This window comes from Streptacidiphilus monticola (assembly GCF_042658505.1).
GTDB classification, from domain to species: domain Bacteria; phylum Actinomycetota; class Actinomycetes; order Streptomycetales; family Streptomycetaceae; genus Streptacidiphilus; species Streptacidiphilus monticola.
This window is the reverse complement of the sequence record NZ_JBHSQJ010000137.1, coordinates 22,376-40,727: the sequence shown is the minus strand read 5'-3', so window position 1 is coordinate 40,727 and position 18,352 is coordinate 22,376. Positions and strand designations below refer to the sequence as shown.

15 protein-coding genes are annotated in these 18,352 nt (G+C 72.7%); 8 read left to right on the top strand and 7 right to left on the bottom strand.

Annotated features, from left to right (window positions below; genetic code table 11):
* Position 1: 1 nt before the first annotated feature.
* Entirely contained in the window at positions 2-1,168 is a 1,167-nt protein-coding gene (locus ACFP3V_RS26925; protein WP_380588690.1) for an inorganic phosphate transporter, read from the bottom strand.
* 327 nt (positions 1,169-1,495) lie between these two features.
* On the opposite strand from ACFP3V_RS26925, the gene ACFP3V_RS26920 reads away from it, so the two are divergent.
* Positions 1,496-2,977: a C40 family peptidase gene (locus ACFP3V_RS26920; RefSeq protein WP_380588688.1), complete on the top strand. Its 1,482-nt coding sequence runs from the start codon at positions 1,496-1,498 to the stop codon at positions 2,975-2,977.
* On the opposite strand, the gene ACFP3V_RS26915 is transcribed toward ACFP3V_RS26920, so the two are convergent.
* From ACFP3V_RS26915 to ACFP3V_RS26900, 4 genes are all read right to left on the bottom strand, one after another.
* A complete protein-coding gene (locus ACFP3V_RS26915) occupies positions 2,963-5,281 on the bottom strand; it encodes an FdhF/YdeP family oxidoreductase (RefSeq protein WP_380588685.1) in 2,319 nt (772 codons plus the stop codon). The genes ACFP3V_RS26920 and ACFP3V_RS26915 overlap by 15 nt on opposite strands.
* Before the next feature lie 38 nt (positions 5,282-5,319).
* Entirely contained in the window at positions 5,320-5,994 is a 675-nt protein-coding gene (locus tag ACFP3V_RS26910) for an HAD family hydrolase (protein ID WP_380588682.1), read from the bottom strand.
* A gap of 207 nt (positions 5,995-6,201) precedes the next feature.
* Complete coding sequence (locus ACFP3V_RS26905) at positions 6,202-8,112, bottom strand: FAD/NAD(P)-binding protein (RefSeq protein WP_380588679.1); 1,911 nt, start codon at positions 8,110-8,112, stop codon at positions 6,202-6,204.
* Positions 8,112-9,095, bottom strand: a complete 984-nt coding sequence (locus ACFP3V_RS26900; RefSeq protein WP_380588677.1) for an amino acid ABC transporter permease — start codon at positions 9,093-9,095, stop codon at positions 8,112-8,114. The genes ACFP3V_RS26905 and ACFP3V_RS26900 overlap by 1 nt, the downstream gene beginning before the upstream one ends.
* A gap of 543 nt (positions 9,096-9,638) precedes the next feature.
* Here ACFP3V_RS26900 and ACFP3V_RS26895 point away from each other — a divergent pair.
* The 7 genes from ACFP3V_RS26895 to ACFP3V_RS26865 all read left to right on the top strand — a co-directional run bounded on the left by ACFP3V_RS26895 (position 9,639) and on the right by ACFP3V_RS26865 (position 16,411).
* The gene (locus tag ACFP3V_RS26895; protein WP_380588674.1) at positions 9,639-10,226 is read left to right on the top strand and encodes a GNAT family N-acetyltransferase; all 588 of its coding nucleotides are present in this window, start codon (positions 9,639-9,641) and stop codon (positions 10,224-10,226) included.
* Positions 10,226-11,149 (top strand): ABC transporter substrate-binding protein, encoded by a 924-nt coding sequence (locus tag ACFP3V_RS26890; protein ID WP_380588671.1) that lies wholly within the window; start codon positions 10,226-10,228, stop codon positions 11,147-11,149. The genes ACFP3V_RS26895 and ACFP3V_RS26890 overlap by 1 nt, the downstream gene beginning before the upstream one ends.
* A gap of 17 nt (positions 11,150-11,166) precedes the next feature.
* On the top strand, positions 11,167-11,925 hold the full coding sequence (locus ACFP3V_RS26885; protein ID WP_380588668.1) for an amino acid ABC transporter ATP-binding protein: 759 nt from the start codon (positions 11,167-11,169) through the stop codon (positions 11,923-11,925).
* 193 nt (positions 11,926-12,118) lie between these two features.
* Positions 12,119-12,934, top strand: a complete 816-nt coding sequence (locus tag ACFP3V_RS26880; protein WP_380588666.1) for a DUF1684 domain-containing protein — start codon at positions 12,119-12,121, stop codon at positions 12,932-12,934.
* 152 nt (positions 12,935-13,086) lie between these two features.
* Positions 13,087-14,556, top strand: coding sequence for an ABC transporter permease (locus ACFP3V_RS26875; RefSeq protein WP_380588663.1), 1,470 nt, complete (start codon positions 13,087-13,089; stop codon positions 14,554-14,556).
* Between the two features lie 45 nt (positions 14,557-14,601).
* A complete protein-coding gene (locus tag ACFP3V_RS26870; RefSeq protein WP_380588660.1) occupies positions 14,602-15,297 on the top strand; it encodes an ABC transporter ATP-binding protein in 696 nt (231 codons plus the stop codon).
* Positions 15,298-15,541: 244 nt separating this feature from the next.
* The gene (locus ACFP3V_RS26865; protein WP_380588657.1) at positions 15,542-16,411 is read left to right on the top strand and encodes a fumarylacetoacetate hydrolase family protein; all 870 of its coding nucleotides are present in this window, start codon (positions 15,542-15,544) and stop codon (positions 16,409-16,411) included.
* Between the two features lie 74 nt (positions 16,412-16,485).
* Here the strand turns inward: ACFP3V_RS26865 and ACFP3V_RS26860 are convergent, their stop codons facing one another.
* On the bottom strand, positions 16,486-17,271 hold the full coding sequence (locus tag ACFP3V_RS26860; protein WP_380588655.1) for a TetR/AcrR family transcriptional regulator: 786 nt from the start codon (positions 17,269-17,271) through the stop codon (positions 16,486-16,488).
* Positions 17,272-17,333: 62 nt separating this feature from the next.
* Positions 17,334-18,245 carry an AurF N-oxygenase family protein gene (locus tag ACFP3V_RS26855; RefSeq protein WP_380588653.1) on the bottom strand — a complete coding sequence of 304 codons (912 nt, stop codon included), beginning with the start codon at positions 18,243-18,245 and terminating at the stop codon, positions 17,334-17,336.
* Positions 18,246-18,352: the final 107 nt, after the last annotated feature.

The following is an 18,352-nucleotide window of genomic DNA, read 5'->3' as shown; positions in this document are numbered from 1 at the left end:
CTCAGGCCGCGACCGGGGCGGGCGGGGTGGTGGTGGGTGCCGGAGCGGCCGCCTCCACCGGGGCTGCGGTGGCGTCCAGGGTCTCCGCGGTGACCGGGGCCCGCCGGGAGACGACGTAGATCCAGGACGCGACGCCCGCGCCGATCAGTGCCAGCAGCACGACGCCCCAGGTGCCCTGGTCCGCCAGGAGCGCGCCCAGGCCGCCGACGACCGCCGCGGCGGGCAGGGTCAAGCCCCAGGCGTAGGCCATGCGGCGGGCCGTGGACCAGTGCACCTGGCCCGCCGGGGCGCCCTTGCCCGCGCCGACGATGCCGCCGGAGCAGACGTGGGTGGTGGACAGGCCGAAGCCCATCGTCGACGAGGTGAGGATGACGGTGGCCGCGGAGGTCTGCGCGGTGAAGCCCTGCGGCGCGGAGATGGTGGTGATCCCCTTGCCCATGGTCTGCACGATCCGCCAGCCGCCGATGTACGTGCCGGCCGCGATGGCCAGACCGGAGCTGAGGATGACCCAGAGCGGAGGGTTCGAGCCCGGGGCGACGGCGCCGGCGGTGACCAGGGTCAGCGTGATCACGCCCATGGTCTTCTGCGCGTCGTTGGTGCCGTGGGCGACCGAGACCAGCATGGCCGAGGCGATCTGGCCGATCTTGAAGCCCTTGGCGGAGGTCTTCTCGTCCGCGCGGCGGGTCAGCAGGAAGGCGAGCCGGGTGGCGCCCCAGGCGGCGATGCCGGCCACGATCGGGGAGGCGACCGCCGGAATGATGATCTTCGTCATCACCACGTCGAAGTGGACGCCCTTGGTGCCCACCGCCGCGATCGTCGCGCCGATCAGGCCGCCGTAGAGGGCGTGCGAGGAACTGGACGGGATGCCGCGCAGCCAGGTGACCAGGTTCCAGACGATCGCCCCGATGAGCGCGGCGAAGACGATGGACGGGCTCAGGCCCGCCTTCTCGTCGACGATGCCGCCGGAGATCGTCTTGGCCACTGCCACGGAAAGGAAGGCGCCGCCCAGGTTCAGCACGGCCGAGATGGCGACCGCGACCTTGGGACGGAGCGCACCGGTCGCGATGGAGGTGGCCATCGAGTTCGCGGTGTCGTGGAAGCCGTTCGTGAAGTCGAAAGCGAGCGCCGTGATGATGACGGCGGTCACCAGGAACGTGATGTGTTCCATGCCCTTGGGGCCTCAAACAATCGTCTCAGCGGAATCGTCGCTGGGGACCGTAGGCACCTTGAGTGAACGGAAGGTGAACTGACTGACGAATCACGGTGGACGGCAACTCCCAATCACAGCAAAGCGGACAGAGTCGGCCGAGACAGGGCAGTCCCCCCAAGGGTCGGTCCGCTTCACTCCCGCGACAGCTGAGGGATACGTCACATACACCGGATGATGATCCGATGAGAACCGGGCCGGAACGGGGCGGCCCCTCTCCCCATCGGCGATCGATCGTGGGAGGATCGCCCGGGCGCAGAACTGACGAGTAGTGAGGGGGCGGCAGGCGTGAGGCTCTTGGGGGGCGGAGACCGGACCGGGCTGCGGCCGTGGGTGCGCGGTGCTCTGCGCTGCGGGGTGCTGCTCGCCGCCGTCTCGCTCGGGGTGCTCCCGGCCGGGACCGCCGCGTGGGCCGCTCCCGGCACCGGCACCAGCGCCGCCGCGCTGACCAGTGCCGAGCAGACGCTCAAGCCGGTCCTCGACCAGCTGCACACGCTGTACCAGCAGGCCGAGCAGGAGACTCAGAAGTACGACGCCCTCGCGGCCCGGCTGACCCAGGCGCAGAGCAACGTCGCACAGCTCGACACCAAGCTCGCCGCGGCCCAGGCGCTGGTGGACACCGGGACCGAAGTGGCCGGCCAGCTCGCCGCCGCCCAGTACGCCGAGGGCCCCGAGGACCTGACCAAGCTGGGCGAGCTGCTCTTCGCCCACGATCCCCACCAGGCGCTGCACGCCGACGAGTTGCTCGCCCTGGCGTCCCACTCGCAGGCGGCCTACGTGCACCAGCTCGAGCTGGACCGGGCCGACCTGGTCGGCGCGCGCGGGGCCGCACAGGCGGCGCAGCAGCAGGTCAGCGCGTTGGTCGCGGCCGAGGCCAAGCAGCGCGCGGCGGTCAACAAGCAGCTGGCCCAGGTCGAGGGGCTGGTCACCGGTCTGACGGGGGCTCAGCGGGAGGAGCTGTCGCTGCTGGAGCAGAAGGAGGCCAACGCGGCGCAGGCGGCGCTGCTCGCCTCCGGCCTGCTCGGCAAGGGCGACCTGCGGCCCTCCGCCGCCGGGGCCAAGGCCGTCGCCTACGCCTTCGCCCAGCTCGGCAAGCCCTACGTGTGGGGCGCCGAGGGCCCGGACTCCTTCGACTGCTCCGGCCTCACCTCCCAGGCCTGGCTGCACGCCGGGGTGCCCATCCCGCGCACCAGCGAGATGCAGTGGGCCGACCTGACCCGGGTGCCGCTCAACGCGCTGCGGCCCGGCGACCTGATCATCTACTTCCAGGGCGCCAGCCACGTCGCCCTCTACATCGGCGGCGGCCTGGTCATCCAGGCCCCTCACCCGGGCGCGTTCGTGGACGTGGCGCCGATCGCGCAGAACCCGATCCTGGGCGCGGTGCGGCCGGACCCGGACAGCCCCTCGCTCGGCTCCTACCAGCCCCCGGCTATCCCGAAGGGCGCCCAGGGCCCGGAACCGATCAACCCGATCCCGGTGCCGGTCACCGATCCGGTGACGGCGGAGCCCACCACGACGCCCACGCCGAAGCCGACCACCAAGCCGAGCGGTTCGCCCAGCGCCTCGCCCACCGGCAAGCCGTCGGGCAGCCCGAGCACGAGCCCGTCGGCGAGCCCGAGCACGAGCGGCTCGGCCTCCGCGTCGCCGTCGACCTCGCCGTCCGCCCCGGGCAGCCCGTCCGCGTCGGTTCGGACCTCGCCGTCCCCGTCCGACTCCAGCAGTGCGTCCGGCTCCGCGTCGCCCGCGCCGTCGGGCTCAGCCCTCGGCTGAGCCGGACGCGCCGCTGTCCGGCTCCAGCCGGACCACCACGGACTTCGAGGTCGGGGTGTTGCTGGTCTCGGCGGTGCTGTCCAGCGGCACCAGCACGTTGGTCTCCGGGTAGTACGCCGCCGCGCAGCCGCGGGCCGTCGGGTAGCCGACGACGCGGAAGTGCGGCGCGCGGCGCTCGACGCCGTCGTCCCACTCGCCGACCAGGTCCACGTACTGACCCTCCGTCAGCCCGTGCGCGGCGATGTCGTCGGGGTGCAGCAGCACCACCCGGCGGCCGTCGTGGATGCCGCGGTAGCGGTCGTCCAGGCCGTAGACGGTGGTGTTGTACTGGTCGTGCGAGCGCAGCGTCTGCAGCAGCAGTCGGCCCTCGGGGACCTCGGGGGCGGTCAGGGTGTTCACCGTGAAGTTGGCCTTGCCCGTCGCCGTCGGGAACTGCCGCTTGTCGCGCGGGGCGTGGGGAAGGGCGAAGCCGCCGGGGGCCTTGATCTTCTCGTTGTAGTCGTCGAAGCCGGGGATCACCCGGGCGATCCGGGCGCGGATGGTGGCGTAGGAGGCGGCGAAGTCCTCCCACGGCACGGTGTCCCGCGGTCCCAGGGTCAGCCGGGCGAGCCGGCAGACGATGGCGACCTCGGACATCAGGTCCTTCGCGGGCGGCTTCAGCCGGCCGCGGGAGGCGTGCACCATGCCCATCGAGTCCTCGACGGTGACCTGCTGCGGTCCCGTCGCCTGCCGGTCGCTGTCGGTGCGGCCCAGTGTCGGGAGGATCAACGCGCGGGCCCCGGTGACGACATGACTGCGGTTCAACTTGGTGGAGACGTGGACCGTCAGCCGGGTCCGGCGGATCGCCTCCTCGGTCACCTCGGTGTCCGGGGTCGCCGCGACGAAGTTGCCGCCCATGGCGAAGAAGACCTTGACCTTGCCGTCGCGCATGCCGCGGATGGTGTCCACGACGTCCAGGCCGTGGTGGCGCGGCGGCTCGAAGTGGAACTCCTTGCCCAGGGCGTCCAGGAACGCGTCCGAGGGCCGCTCGAAGATGCCCATGGTGCGGTCGCCCTGGACGTTGCTGTGTCCGCGCACCGGGCAGACCCCGGCGCCCGGGCGGCCCACATTGCCGCGCAGCAGCAGGAAGTTGACGACCTCGCGGATCGTCGGCACGGAGTGCCGGTGCTGGGTCAGGCCCATCGCCCAGCAGACGATGATCTTCTCGCTGGCCAGCACCCGGCCGCCCAGCTCGCGGATCTCCGTCTCGGTGAGGCCGGTCGCCGCCACCACCTCGTCCCAGGAGGTGCGCTCCCGGGCCTCGGCCGCGAACTCCTCGAAGCCCAGGCAGTGCTCCTCGATGAAGTCCCGGTCCAGGACGGTGCCCGGCTCCTTCTCCTCCGCCTCCAGCAGCAGCAGGTTGAGCGCGCGGAAGAGGGCGAGGTCGCCGCCGAGGCGGATCTGCAGGAACTGGTCCGTCAGCTTCGTGCCGCCGCCGACCAGGCCCTTCGGCGTCTGCGGGTTCTTGAATCGCTCAAGTCCCGCCTCCGGCAGGGGGTTCACGCTGACGATGGTCGCCCCGGCGCGCTTCGCCCGCTCCAGCGCGGAGAGCATCCTCGGGTGGTTGGTGCCCGGGTTCTGCCCGGCGACGATGATCAGGTCCGCCTGGTAGAGGTCCTTGAGGTGGACGCTGCCCTTGCCGACGCCGAGCGTCTCGGTCAGCGCCGAACCGGACGACTCGTGGCACATGTTGGAGCAGTCCGGCAGGTTGTTGGTGCCCAGGCGGCGCGCGAAGAGCTGGTAGACGAAGGCGGCCTCGTTGCTGGTCCGGCCCGAGGTGTAGAAGGCGGCCTGGTCCGGGCTCGCCAGCGCCTTGAGCTCGTCCGCGACCAGCTGCAGCGCCTGCTCCCAGGAGACCGGGCGGTAGTGCGTCGCGTCCTCGTCCAGCAGCATCGGCGTGGTCAGCCGGCCCTGCTGGCCGAGCCAGTAGCCGCTCCGCCCGGCCAGTTCGGCCACCGGGTGCTCGGCGAAGAACTCGGGGCCCACCGTGCGCAGCGTCGCCTCCTCGGCGACGGCCTTGGCGCCGTTCTCGCAGAACTCCGCGGTGTGGGTCTGCTCGGGCTCGGGCCAGGCGCAGCCGGGGCAGTCGAAGCCGTCCGGCTGGTTCAGCTGGAGCAGGGTGCGCACCGCCCGGGCGGTGCCCATCTGGGCGGTGGCCATCTGCGTCGTGTGCAGCAGGGCGGGGATGCCCGCCGCGGCGTGCTGCGGTGGCTCGACCCGGGGACTGTCCTGTGCCGGGTCCGTCCTGGGAGCCTGCCGGGCCATGTCCGTCCTCCTGCTCGTCGCCGCGCTGCGCCTCGGACTCATCCTCCCACGTGGGCGAGGACCCCTTCGAGGAGCCCTTCCTCCCGGTCGGCGCGCACGTGCAGGAAGGAACAGCCGAGGGACCGGGCCCCGCCGTCCGCGGTGAGGTCGTCCCCCACCATGAGGGTGCGTGCGGGGTCGGCGCCGACTGCCCGGCAGGCGGCGCGGAAGATCTCCGGCTCGGGCTTCGACACCCCGAGGCGGTAGGAGAGGACGTAGGCGTCGACGAGGTCGTCCACTCCGTGGGCGGCGAGGACGGGGCGGGGGTCCCAGCCGATGTTGCTGACGAGGGCGACCGGGATGCCGCGCGCCCGCAGTTGCTTGAGGACGGCCGCGGTGTCCGGGTAGGACCGCCAGGCGGCGGGCTGCCGGTGCCGTCGGTAGAGGCGGTCGGCGAGGTCGTCGTCGCCGAGGACGGCGCGGGCCTGCGCGGTGTAGAGGCGGCGGTGCAGTTCCGCGCTGTCGTCGCGGGTCTCCCACCCCGGCGGCGGCAGGAGCGGCTGCGGCCCGCCCGGCTGCGCGCCCGCCTCCGCCAACGCCCGTGCGGTGACGGCGAGCTGCTCCTCCGTCAGCCCGGCGGGCGCCTCGGCGCGGTACCAGTCGAGGACGGGCTCGATCCGGAAGAGCGTCCCTGAGAAGTCGAACAGCACGGCCTCGGTCTCGTGATCCTTCATCCGCCGATGATCACCCACCACCCCGCCCCTGGTCCACGCCACGTGGGCCTGCGGCCTGCGGGCCCAGTGGGCGTGGCTGGGCATCGCTGGCGTCATGGCTTGGCGGCCGCGCACCGGTCTGCGGTCGGACGGGACCGCAGCGCCGCTGAGAGGTCGGGTGAAGCCCGCGGGGGCGGCACGGGGGCGGGGACGCTTCCGGGCACGGGGCTAAACCGTGGCCGCGGGGGAGGGGGAGGCGGTGACGGGCTGCGCCGATACCGGCGCGGCGGCGCGGTGGAGGATGGCGCGGGCGACGGTGTCGTTCTGGCGGAAGGCCGGGGAGTCGGTGCGCGGACGCGCGAAGGCTGCGACCGCGCGGGTGTTGGTGGGGGCTCCGAGGGCGAGCCGCTGCGGGTGTACGGTGCCGTCGGGGAGGAGCAGGGCGCCGTCGTCCTGCCGGACGGCGATCAGGCCGGTCGCGTGGTCTTCCGTCACCTCGCCCCGGTCGCGCAGCGAACTCAGCAGCGGGGAGGCCGTGTTGGCCAGCGTGGGCCGAGGCAGCCGGGCTTCGACCAGCGCCGTCGCGGCGACGACGTGGCCCGCCACCGCCGGCGATGACGCGACGAAACGCCCGCTCTCCTCGTCCGCGCTCACCCTCAGCTCCGGGCCGAGGAAGCGCAGCACCCCCGCCCGCGACAGCGCCAGCAGCTCCCGCAGCCGGAACGGAGGCGGGCCGCTGGCGAGGAAGCTGAAGAAGCCCTGCCACCACCCGTCCACGTCCCGCCGCAGCGAGTCCGGGCGCAGCCTTCCGGACGCCGCGAGCCGGGGCAGCTGCGTGTAGACGGACAGCAGGGCGTAGAAGGCCCCAAGGTCCGCGCTGAACTGCGGGTCGCCGCGGCGGGCGAGGTCGGCGCGGACGTACGCGGTCAGCTGCTCCGTGAACTCCGCCGCGGAGGCGAAGGAGCGGCCGGCCAGGGGGCGGTCCAGGGCCTCGAAGTCCAGCCGGTCCTCGGGGGCCGGGACCGCCGCCGCGACGAGGGCGGCCATGCCCGCGCCGTACCAGTCCAGCCGGGCGTAGGCGTCCGCGAAGGTGTCCCAGTCCAGGGCCGTGCGATCGGGATGGCCGTGGAACAGCTCGTGGTAGTAGCCCCAGCCGATCTCCTTCGCCAGCAGCGGCCAGACGTCCGCGCGGAAGTCCAACTCCTGTGCCCCGTCCAGAAGTCGGTCCACGGCCGCCGCCGTGAAGAACCTCGGCAGCGGCGGCACCGGACCCTGCAGCCGGTAGCCGGTCTTGGCGTGGTACGGCACGCCGCGCCGCGAGCCCACGTGCAGCACGGGCTCCCGGCCGGACGGGTGGTAGACCAACTCGCCGTCCGCGGCCTCGGTGTAGTGGCCGCCCCGGCCCTCGGTCAGCAGCACCACCGCGTCCACGAAGGCCAGCCCGAACCCGCGCAGCACGACGTCCTCGCCCGGCCGGAGCACGGACAGGTCGCTGTCCGCGGTGTAGTCGGGCGGCAGGTAGCGCAGGCCGTGGCGGGAGGCGAAGGCGGCGAGCCGCTCCTGCCCCGGCTCGGGGACCGCGTCCAGGTGGCCGAGGGCGAGGACGACCAGGTCGGCGTGGAGCACCCGGCGGTCGGCCAGCCGCACCGTCTGCCGCCCGTTCCACTCACCCAACTCGACGGCGGCGACCAGGTGTTCGTGCACGGTGACCCAGGGCGGCAGTTCGGCGCGGGCCCGGTCGTGCACCCAGCCGAGGTACGCGCTCTGCGCGCGCCGGGTCGGGAAGTCGGTCGGGGCGAGGGTACGCAGCTCGGCGCGGACCGCGTCGTCGGGATGGTGCCGGGCCTCCGGGGCGGACGCCGCCCACTCCGCCAGCGAGGGGCCGGGGCTGACCGGACCCGCGAGCGTGGACCGCTCGTCGGTGAACATGGTCACGTCCTCCGCCATCGAGTTCATCCGCAGCAGCGCGGACTGCCGCTGACGCCAGACCCGGCCGCCGCCGGGCGGGTGCGGATCCACCAGATGGATCGTCAACGCGCGGTCGGGCGGCAGCAGTTCGTGAGCGTTGGCGGCGATCCGCTCCAGCAGCCCGGTGCCGCGCGGGCCGGCTCCGATCACGACCAGGACGAACTCGGACATCACAGCTCCACGGGCGCGTCGGTGGCGGTGGCCCGGCGCACGCGGGCCCGGGCGGAGGCGAGCGCGTTGCGCGCCCGCTGCAGCGGCGTCGGCGGCAGCTCCCGCGACGCCCCCCGGGCGAAGTGGCGCTCCACGTAGAACTGAGCGACCGTCAGCACGCTGGTGACCACCAGGTACCAGAGCGTCGCCACCACCAGCAGCGGGATGACCTGGTACGTGCGCAGGTAGATGATCTGCACCGAGTAGAGCAGGTCCTGTACCGCCAGAACGCTGACGATCGCCGTGCCCTTGAGCGTCCCGATCAGCAGGTTGCCGGCCGGGGGCACGATCGCCCGCATGGCCTGCGGCAGCACGATCCGGCGCAGGGTGCGCCACCGGCTCAGACCCAGCGCCGTCGCGGCCTCCACCTGCCCCTGCTCCACGGCGAGCAGGCCGCCGCGGACGATCTCGGCCGCGTAGGCGGACTCGTTGAGGGTCAGGCCGATCACGGCGGTGGCCACGCCGCCCAGCAGATTGACCGTCTTGACGTGGAAGAAGGCGGGCCCGAGCGGGACGCCCAGGCTCAGCGTCGGATAGAGCGCGCCGATGTTGAACCAGAAGATCAGCTGCACCAGCGGCGGCACCGAGCGGAACAGCCAGACCCAGCCCCAGGCCAGCCCGCGCAGCACCGCGTTCTGCGACAGCCGCATGGCGGCCAGCACCGTGCCCAGCAGCAGGCCGAGGCCGGTGACCACGGCGGTCAGCCAGAGCGTGAGCCACAGGCCGTCGAGGACCGCGCCGCTGGTGACGTAGGAGCCGACCACGTCCCACTGGAACGCCCGGTTGCGGGCCAGCGAGTTGACGGCGGCGGCCACGGCGAGCAGTGCCGCGACGGCGAGGGCGGTCCGCCCGGCGTGGCGGCGCGGCACGATCCGCACGGACGGGTCCGCCGGGGGCGGCAGCGAGGAGGAGGGGAGAGCGGAAGGGGTGGAGACGGTGGCCATGGCGGCGGGCTCCCGAGGGGACGCATGACGAACAGCGGCGGGCAGCAGGCCGGTTGGACCGGGTGGACCCGGTCTGCGGTGCTGCGGGATGTCATCGCGTCCGCCGCGTCCCTCAACGCGGCACCCTGATCGTACGCGGCTTCGATCCTCGTGCGTCAAGACGGCGTGCCCGCAGGTCCGTTCCTCGGGACGGCTGTTGACGGATCGTGGGATGACTGCTCAACTGTGCTTCGTGAACACCGAGCAGCTCCTGGTCATCCGGGGCCACATCGACTTCGGTCGGGTGTGGTCCGCCGCGTGTTGCCGCTGAGTCCTCGGTAGCGGGCCGCCTCACTCGGCCCATCCCTCCCTCGGTGCCCCCGTCCTGCGGGTCCTTCCCCGACGCGGACCGAGAGCCGGCGCGCGCTGCCGAGCCCTGTCGCCGCTCCACCGTTCTCAGCCGTTGAGCTGACGTCCCGTCATCGCGCCCTGTTCCCGCGCCGCCTCACGGCGGTGCCGCGTCACCGTGCCCGCACGCCCCACCACCGGAGGGCTCTCGTCGCCATGCCCGCACACACCCTGGAGACCCGGCGGACCGTCCTCGCCGATCCCCTCGTGCAGCCCCTGCTGCGCGAGCTGGAGTACGAGTACAGCACCCGCTATCCGGCCGTCGCCCGCACGGAGGGCGCCCGCAGCGAGCTGGAGCGCTATCCCGCCGAGGAGTTCGAGCCCGCGCGCGGCGGCCTGCTGCTCCTGCTGCTCGAGCAGGGCGTGCCCGTCGCCGGCGGCGCCTACCGCCGTTACGACGCGCGGACCGCCGAACTCAAGCGGATCTGGACCGCAGCCGCGCACCGCCGTCGCGGTCTGGCTCGGCGGGTGGTCGCCGAGCTGGAGCGGGAGGCCGCCGCGGCCGGCTACACCCGGGTCTACCTGACGACGGGACCACGCCAGCCCGAGGCCCGCGGCCTCTACCTGAGCACCGGCTACACACCCCTGTTCGACCTCGATGCGGACCCGGAGACCGTCGGTCCGCTGCCCTTCGCCAAGCACCTCCTCCCCGCCCGACCGCCGCTCACCGCCGCCGACTTCCGCCCGCTGCCGCGCGTGGACTTCGGCCCCCGGCCCGACGCCCCTGCCGCTGGAGACAACTGATGCGCCGTCGTACCTCCCTCGCCCTGCTCGCCGCCGCGCCCCTGTTCGCGCTGACGGCCTGCGGCTCCGGCACCTCCGCGGCCACGTCCGCCGACTCGGCGCTGCCCGCCGCCGGGACGGACGTCGTCTCCGGCGTGCAGCAGGACGCCGCCGCCGTCGCGCTGCTCCCGGCCGCCGTACGGCAGAAGGGAGCGGTGACCGTCGGCAGCGCCGTCGGCGCCCCGCCCACCGCCTACATCCCGGCCGGCAGCAACCAGCCCGCCGGCTTCGACATCGACATCGCCGACGCCGTCGGCAAGGTGCTCGGGCTGCGCATCGACCGGCAGCAGGCCGCATTCGAGACCATCCTGCCCGCCCTCGGCAGCGGCAAGTTCGACGTCGGCACCGGCAACTTCGGGGTGACCACGGAGCGCCTGAAGACCATCGACTTCGTCACCTACATCGACGACGGGCAGGGTTTCGCGGTCAAGGCCGGCAGCAGCATCAAGCCCGTCAAGGCGATCACCGACCTGTGCGGGCTGACCATCGGCACCGGTGCCGGCACCACCTTCCAGGCCACTCTGGCGGCCCACGCCAAGGACTGCACCGCCGCCGGGAAGAAGCCCTACACCGTGCAGGCCGGCTCGGACACCGCCTCCATCCTGCTCGGCCTGCAGCAGGGCCGGTACGACGTGCTGATGTCGACCATCAACGGGATCCGCTACCAGGCGAAGGTGAACCCGCAGATCAGCTTTCTGAGCGCGTACCACCGCCTCGACGTCGGCTTCGCCTTCGCCAAGGGCTCGCCGCTGACCAAGGCCTTCCAGGCGGCCGTCAACGATCTGATCAAGGACGGCGTCTACGCGAAGCTGCTGGCCAAGTGGGGCATCTCCGACTCGGCCATCGCCCAGTCCCGGATCAGCCCGCCCGAACTCGCCAACTGACCACGGGAGAAGCCGAGATGAGCACGGTGCTGGTCCGCGGACTGCACAAGAGCTACGGGCCGACCGAGGTGCTGCGCGGGGTGGACCTGGAGGTCCGATCCGGCGAGGTCACCGTCGTCCTCGGCCCGTCGGGCAGCGGCAAGTCGACGCTGCTGCGCACCATCAACCACCTGGAGAAGGTGGACGCCGGCTACGTCGCCGTCGACGGCGAGCTGATCGGCTACCGCCGGTCCGGGGACCGGCTGCACGAACTGAAGGAGCGCGAGGTGCGCCGGCAGCGCACCCGGATCGGCTTCGTGTTCCAGAACTTCAACCTCTTCCCGCACCTGACCGTGCTGGAGAACCTGGTCGAGGCCCCCGTCTCCGCACTCGGCGTGCCCCGCGCCGAGGCGGTGGAACGCGCCCGGCGGCTGCTGGACCGGGTCGGCCTGGCCGACCGCGCCGACGCCTACCCGCGCCGGCTCTCCGGCGGCCAGCAGCAGCGCATCGCCATCGCCCGGGCCCTGGCCCTCGAACCCAAGGTGCTCCTCTTCGACGAGCCCACCTCCGCGCTCGACCCGGAACTGGTGGGCGAGGTGCTCGACGTGATCAAGGACCTGGCCCGCGGCGGCACTACCATGATCGTCGTCACGCACGAGATCGGCTTCGCCCGCGAGGTCGCGGACACCGTCGTCTTCATGGACGGCGGAGTGATCGTCGAGCAGGGGCCACCGGCGCAGGTGCTCGACCAGCCGCAGCACGAGCGCACCCGGGCCTTCCTGTCCAAGGTGCTCTGATCCGCCACCGGCCTCGGCATCCCGGCATCCGCCCGCCGCTGTTCCGCAGCCGGTGGGCGGAAGCCGGGAAGATCCCGCCGCGCCGGGGCCTTGAGACTGACGCGGCGTCCAGCCCGCCCGGCGACCCGCCGACCCACCCGCGCGGCCTGCCCTTGGGGCGGCCCGCGACCGACCGACCGGAGGCAACCCGACCATGAGCAGCACCGCCAGCACCGACGCCTGGAAGCTCTGGCGCGACAACCGCGTGGTCGCGGCCCGTGCGCCGCACGGCCCGCTGTCGCTGACCGGCACCTACTGGCTGTCCGACCTCGAGGGCGGGGTGCCCGGCGTCCCCGGCCGCTGGGAGCGGCAGGGCGCCACGTGCGTGACCCTGACCGCCGCCCGGCACGACGGCCTAGAGGTCGACAACCAGGCGCTGGACGGCAAGGTCAGCCTCTGTCCCGACACGGCGCCCACGCCGTCCCGGATCACCCACGGCGGCCGGCTGCTGCTGCTGATCCTGCGTGAGGGCGAGTACGCGGTCCGGGTCTTCGACCCGGCGTCGCCCGCCCGGACCGCCTTCGCCGGCATCGACGTCTGGGAGCACGACCCCGCCTGGGAGTTGGCCGCCCGGTTCACGCCCTACCAGGGCGACACGGGCACCCGGCAGCCGCGGACCGTGCAGGTCCCCAACGCCGACGGCAGGGAGCGCGGGCTGGAGCTGGTCGGCACGGTCGCCTTCGCCCTGCCCGGCGGCGGCGAGCACACCCTCCATGTGGGCCGAAACGCGGACGGCTCGTTGCAGGCGGTCTTCCGCGACGCCGGCAGCGGGCAGGACGGGGCCTTCCCGTTCCGCTTCGCCACCCTCCCGGCCCCGGCGGCCGACGGCACGACCGTGCTCGACCTGAACCGGGCCTACCTGCCGCCGTGCGCCTTCGCCGCGCACTTCATCTGCCCCTTCCCGCCGCCGGGCAACACGCTGCCGGTCGCGGTCCCGGCGGGGGAGCGGAAGGTGCTGACGCACAATTGAGCCCCGGTCACAGCTGAACCACGGTCAGGGCCCGGCAGCCGCACATCGTTGCCGGGCCGTGACCGTTCGCACATTCCTGTCATATGGCCCGTTGACTCCCCTCTCATCCGGGGCTCATCGGCTGATCAGCCGGGCTTCCTAGCGTCCCGGCCATGTTCTTCACCTACCTCAGGCGCGAACTGCGCCGCCGCCGGAAGGCGGCTCTGGTCGTCTCGATGGGCCTCGCCCTCGGTATCGGGCTCGTCCTCACGGTGACCTCCGTCTCCGCGGGGATGAAGAACGCCCAGTCGCAGGTGCTCCATTCGCTCTACGGCCTCGGCACCGACATCACCGTCACCAAGCAGGCTTCCGCGGGGCAGGGCGGCGGCGGGCAGCAGTTCGGCATCAAGCGCTCGGGCTCCGGCACCCAGAGCAGCAGCGCCGACCGACTCACCGTCAGCCCCGGCACGGCGACGCTCACTTCCGCGCAACTGGCCACCATCGCCGGGCAGAACGGCGTCTCTGCTGCGGTCGGCTCGCTGCTGCTGAACGACTTCAAGTTCGACGGCAGCTTCAAGCTCCAGGGCGGGACGTCCTCCAACTCTTCCGGCGCCGCCGGCTCATCCGGCGCCGGCGGGCGGCCGAGCGGCGGGGAGGGCGGTCAGGGCGGCACTCCGCCGTCGGGCCAGGCCGACTTCAACCTCAACACCTTCACCATCCAGGGCGTCGACACCGGCAACCTGACGCTGGGTCCGCTCAGCAGCCTGAAGATCACCAGCGGTGTGAACTTCACCAGCGCCCAGAGCAGCGCGCTGGTGGCCGTGGCCGACGCGTCCTACGCCAAGTCGAAGAAGCTGAGCGTCGGCAGCACGGTCACCATCAGCGGCTCGAAGTTCAAGGTCATCGGCATCGCCACCGCGTCCAGCGGCTCGTCCACCGCGAACCTCTACATCCCGCTGGCCAAGGCGCAGACCCTGGCCGACCAGAAGGACAGGCTCACCACCGTCTACGTCAAGGCCACCGGCTCGCAGCAGATCGCGGCCGTCAAGTCCGAGGTGCAGAAGGCGGTTTCGGGCACCACGGTGACCACGGCGTCCGACCTGGCGTCCACCGTGTCGGGCTCGCTGTCCACCGCCGCCGACCTGGCGACCAACCTGGGCAAGTGGCTCTCCCTCGCGGTGCTGGCCGCGGCGTTCCTGATCTCCTCGCTGCTGACCTCCTCCGCCGTCAACCGGCGCGTGCGCGAGTTCGGCACCCTCAAGGCGCTGGGCTGGCGCAGCAAGCGGGTCATCGGCCAGGTCATGGGCGAGGCCCTGGTCAACGGCCTGATCGGCGGCGTGCTCGGGATCGCCCTGGGCCTGGCGGGCGCGGCTGCCATCACCGCCTTCTCGCCGACGCTGAGCGCCTCCCTGGGCAGCTCCACCGCCAACTCCGGTCCGGGAGGCGGTCCCGGCGGCGGCTTCGGCGGCGCGGCGGCGAAGGCGGCACAGGAGGTCAGCGTCCACCTGACCGCGCCGGTCACCGTCGCGTCCATCGGCATCGCCGTGGCCCTGGCCGTCGCGGGCGGCCTGGTCGCCGGCGGCTTCGGCGGCTGGCGCGCCTCCCGCCTCCGGCCGGCGGACGCGCTGCGCCGCGTCGAGTAGCCGAGCAGTCCCACTTCCCCCGGTTCTGACGAGGAGTCATCCACCATGTACCGCTTGAGCGGTGTGCAGAAGCACTACACCAAGGGCAAGGAGACCGTCCGCGCCCTCGACGGAGTCGACCTGGAGATCCCTGAGGGAAGCCGCCTGGTCATCCAGGGCCCCACCGGCGGCGGAAAGTCCACTCTGCTGCAGATGCTGGGCGGTCTCGACCGCCCCACCTCCGGCACGGTCGAGCTGGCCGGGCACGACCTGGGCCGGATCGGCGAGGCCAAGCTGACCCGGGTACGGGCGGAGCTGATCGGCTTCGTCTTCCAGAGCTTCAACCTGATTCCCACGCTGAGCGCGCAGGAGAACGTCGAGACGGCCCTGGTCCCCCTCGGCGTCGGCAAGGCCGACCGCGCGCGCCGCGCGGCGTCCGCGCTCGAGGCCGTGGGCCTCGGCGAGCGCAGCGGCCACGTCCCGACCGAGCTGTCCGGCGGCCAGCAGCAGCGCGTCGCGATCGCGCGGGCCCTGGTGAAGGAGCCGAAGGTGCTGTTGGCCGACGAGCCGACCGGCAATCTCGACGAGGAGACCCGCGACGACATCATGGCCCTGCTGGACGGCCTCCAGCGGGAGCGGGGACTGACGTTCGTGATGGTGACCCACGACACGGCGCTCGCCGCACGGGCCCCCCGCCTGGCCACCATCCGCGCGGGAAAGGTGACGGTGACGGAGGCTCAGGAGGTTCAGCGCGCCCTGTAGGTGCGCCCGCAGGGCGCCGCGAGCATCCCCACCCTCCGCCAGCCTTCGGTCGGGGCCACTGCGACCGCCCCACCACTCGGGGAGGTTCGACCGTGACTGCGGGGCGGACCTCCCCGGGGGTGGGTTGCTCGCGCTCACGCGTCGGAGCCGCATGGCTGGAGCCTCGCGCCCTGGCGGCTGCCCCTGCCCACCATGTATACATCTGATGTTTCCTTCTTCCGAATCACGAGGCTGGTGATCGCACGTGCGTTTCCTGCGGATCGGTCCCCTCGGCTCCGAGCGCCCCGCGCTCCTCGCCGAGGACGAGGCCCATGCCTATGACCTCAGCTCCGTCACGGGCGACATCGACGGCGACTTCCTCTCCCGCCTGCTCTCCCACCCGGACTCCTGGCGGGACCTGTCCTCCCGCGCCGCCGCTGGCGAGTTTCCGCTGGTCAGCCTCGCGGGGGTGCGCGTGGGGGCACCGCTCTCCCGACCTGGCAAGGTCGTCTGCATCGGGCTCAACTACCGCGACCACGCCGCCGAGACCGGCGCGGCGATCCCCGCCGAGCCCGTCGTCTTCATGAAGGCGCCGAACACCGTCGTCGGCCCCGACGACGAGGTGCTGATCCCCCGCAACAGCACCAAGACCGACTACGAGGTCGAACTCGCGGTCGTCATCGGGCGCACCGCCCGCTACCTGGAGACCCCCGCCGAGGCGGCGGGCGTGATCGCCGGCTACGCGATCAGCAACGACGTCTCCGAGCGGGAGTTCCAGCTGGAGCGGGGCGGCACCTGGGACAAGGGCAAGAGCTGCGAGACCTTCAACCCGCTCGGGCCGTGGCTGGTCACCGCCGACGAGATCGCCGACCCGCAGGCGCTGGGCCTGCGGCTGAGCGTGAACGGCGAGTCGCGACAGGCCGGCAGCACCGCCGACATGATCTTCGACGTGGCCCATGTCGTCTGGTACCTGAGCCAGTTCCTGGTCCTGGAGCCGGGTGACGTCGTCAACACCGGTACCCCCGCCGGTGTCGCCATGGGCAGGGCGGGGACGCCCTTCCTCCAGCCCGGGGACGTGATGGAGCTGGAGATCGACGGACTGGGCCGCCAGCGCCAGCAGTTGGGCAAGGCGTGAGCCCGCGCTGAGCAATCGTCAGAACCTACGAATCGGACGAGAGATCCGATGTATCGCCCTGTCGTCCGCAGTGACTACTCGGTAGCCGCGTCCGGGGCCAGCAGTCCGACCAGCCCGCCGAAGAGGCGGGCGGCCGGGCCGGTGCCGGAGTCGTACTGGGTGAGCATGGCCCGCAGGACCCGGGCGCACTGCGCGTCGTGGAGGGCGGCGACGGCGAACATGGCGACGAACTCGTCCACGAGCCAGTTGCGCAGCTCGTCCACCGGGCCGAGCTCGTGCCGTCCGTCGTCCAGCCAGGTCAGCGCGGTGGCCTCGACGACCGCGATCCAGGAGCGCACCAGCAGGCTGAGCCGCGGCCCGGGCTCGGCGACCTCCAGGTGCTCCAGCAGGCTGGCGTAGGCGGCGCGGCGGACCTCGTCCACGATGACCGAGGTGCGGGCGGTCTCCACCGCGGAGCCGCCGCGCAGCAGGGCGCCGTAACCGGCTGCGTGGTCGGCGACGAAGGCGAAGTAGCGGTCCAGGACGTGCGCCAGCCGTTCGGTGGGCAGGCCCTCGGCCGGCTCGACGAAGCGCCCGGCCAGCTCCGTCGCCGCGGTGCGCAGCGCGGCCTCGTACAGCTGCTGCTTGCCGCCCGGGAAGTACCGGTAGACGAGCGGGCGCGAGGCCCCCGCCGCGGTCGCGACGTCGTCGAGGGAGATCTCCTCGGGGGCGTGTCGGCTGAACAACTCCAGTGCCACACCGATGAGTTGCTCGCGACGCTTGGCCACCGGCAGCCGCCGGTAGGGTGCGCGGCGGGCGCGCGGAGCAGCGGGCGCGGCGGCGTCCTCGGTGGCGCCGGCGTCGGCGACGGAAACGTCCATCCCGCCACCCTAACCCGCGCGCGTTACCAACCCGTTGCCTGCTGCGCACGAACCGGTCGTGCTCAGATCAGGCCCGCCTTGCGCCACTGCGACCGGGCCATCCGGCCCTCGATGACGCCGATCTCCTCCAGGTGGCCGGTCAGCCGCTCCGCGCCCCAGCGCATGGTCTCGCGGCGGTGGGCGCTGGCCGCCACCTGGCGCCGTGCCTCCTCCGGGTCGAGCCCGACCTGGGCGTAGACGTCCCGGTGGACGAAGGAGGAGGCGACCACCCGTGCCGTGAACCCGCCGAGCAGGCGCGCCTCCTGGCGCTCGCGGAGCGGTGCCGTGGTCATCGAGCGCCGCAACTCCTCGCGCGCGTACCGGACATGGCGGGCCTCCTCGACCACGTGGATCCGGGTGATGCCGCGCACCAGTGGCTGCACGCTCTCGTCCGGGAAGGTCTGCCGCTGGAAGCGGTCCAGGATCTCCTCGCCGAGGAGGGTCGCGGTGAAGGCGGCGGGTGTCCCGCACGCCGTCTTGAGGATGCGGGCCAGGAACCGGTGCAGTCCGGTCGGCTGGTACCAGGGCGTGTCCAGCTTCTGCACGGCGCGCGCGAACATCTTCGAGTGCCGGCACTCGTCGGCGACCTCGGTCAGCGCGTACTGGACATGGCCGGTGCGCGGGTCCAGGTCGTAGATGTGCCGGGCCAGCAACTGCATCAGGATGATCTCCAGCCAGATGCCCGCGGAGGCCATCGAGGCGAACTCGTGCCGGGACAGGTCGATCCGCTGCGCCTCGCCCATCCGCTCCCACAGCGGGGTCCCGTAGAGCGAGACCAGGTTCGGCGGGATGAACCAGCGGCCCTCCTCGAGTGGGGCCTCCCAGTCGAGTTCGGTGTCCGGGTCGAAGGTGTGCCGGGCCGAGGCCTCCAGCAGTCGCTGCGCGACCTGCTCACGGTCCGTCAGAAGCTCCGTGGTCGTGGTGTCTTGACCCATATGTCCCCTCCCAAGTCGGCTACCGGTGCACAGTCCCCCTCTTATGAGACTGCCCGTCAGCAAGGCGGTCAACGGCCCGGGCGGCAACTCGTGCATCCATCGGCGCA

Bases quoted from the DNA above. Each gene is read 5' to 3' on its own strand.
- ACFP3V_RS26925 (WP_380588690.1), bottom strand. From the start codon at position 1,168: ATGGAACACATCACGTTCCTGGTGACCGCCGTCATCATCACGGCGCTC.
- ACFP3V_RS26915 (WP_380588685.1), bottom strand. From the start codon at position 5,281: ATGGCCCGGCAGGCTCCCAGGACGGACCCGGCACAGGACAGTCCCCGG.
- ACFP3V_RS26910 (WP_380588682.1), bottom strand. From the start codon at position 5,994: ATGAAGGATCACGAGACCGAGGCCGTGCTGTTCGACTTCTCAGGGACG.
- ACFP3V_RS26905 (WP_380588679.1), bottom strand. From the start codon at position 8,112: ATGTCCGAGTTCGTCCTGGTCGTGATCGGAGCCGGCCCGCGCGGCACC.
- ACFP3V_RS26900 (WP_380588677.1), bottom strand. From the start codon at position 9,095: ATGGCCACCGTCTCCACCCCTTCCGCTCTCCCCTCCTCCTCGCTGCCG.
- ACFP3V_RS26895 (WP_380588674.1), top strand. From the start codon at position 9,639: ATGCCCGCACACACCCTGGAGACCCGGCGGACCGTCCTCGCCGATCCC.
- ACFP3V_RS26890 (WP_380588671.1), top strand. From the start codon at position 10,226: ATGCGCCGTCGTACCTCCCTCGCCCTGCTCGCCGCCGCGCCCCTGTTC.
- ACFP3V_RS26885 (WP_380588668.1), top strand. From the start codon at position 11,167: ATGAGCACGGTGCTGGTCCGCGGACTGCACAAGAGCTACGGGCCGACC.
- ACFP3V_RS26880 (WP_380588666.1), top strand. From the start codon at position 12,119: ATGAGCAGCACCGCCAGCACCGACGCCTGGAAGCTCTGGCGCGACAAC.
- ACFP3V_RS26875 (WP_380588663.1), top strand. From the start codon at position 13,087: ATGTTCTTCACCTACCTCAGGCGCGAACTGCGCCGCCGCCGGAAGGCG.
- ACFP3V_RS26870 (WP_380588660.1), top strand. From the start codon at position 14,602: ATGTACCGCTTGAGCGGTGTGCAGAAGCACTACACCAAGGGCAAGGAG.
- ACFP3V_RS26860 (WP_380588655.1), bottom strand. From the start codon at position 17,271: ATGGACGTTTCCGTCGCCGACGCCGGCGCCACCGAGGACGCCGCCGCG.
- ACFP3V_RS26855 (WP_380588653.1), bottom strand. From the start codon at position 18,245: ATGGGTCAAGACACCACGACCACGGAGCTTCTGACGGACCGTGAGCAG.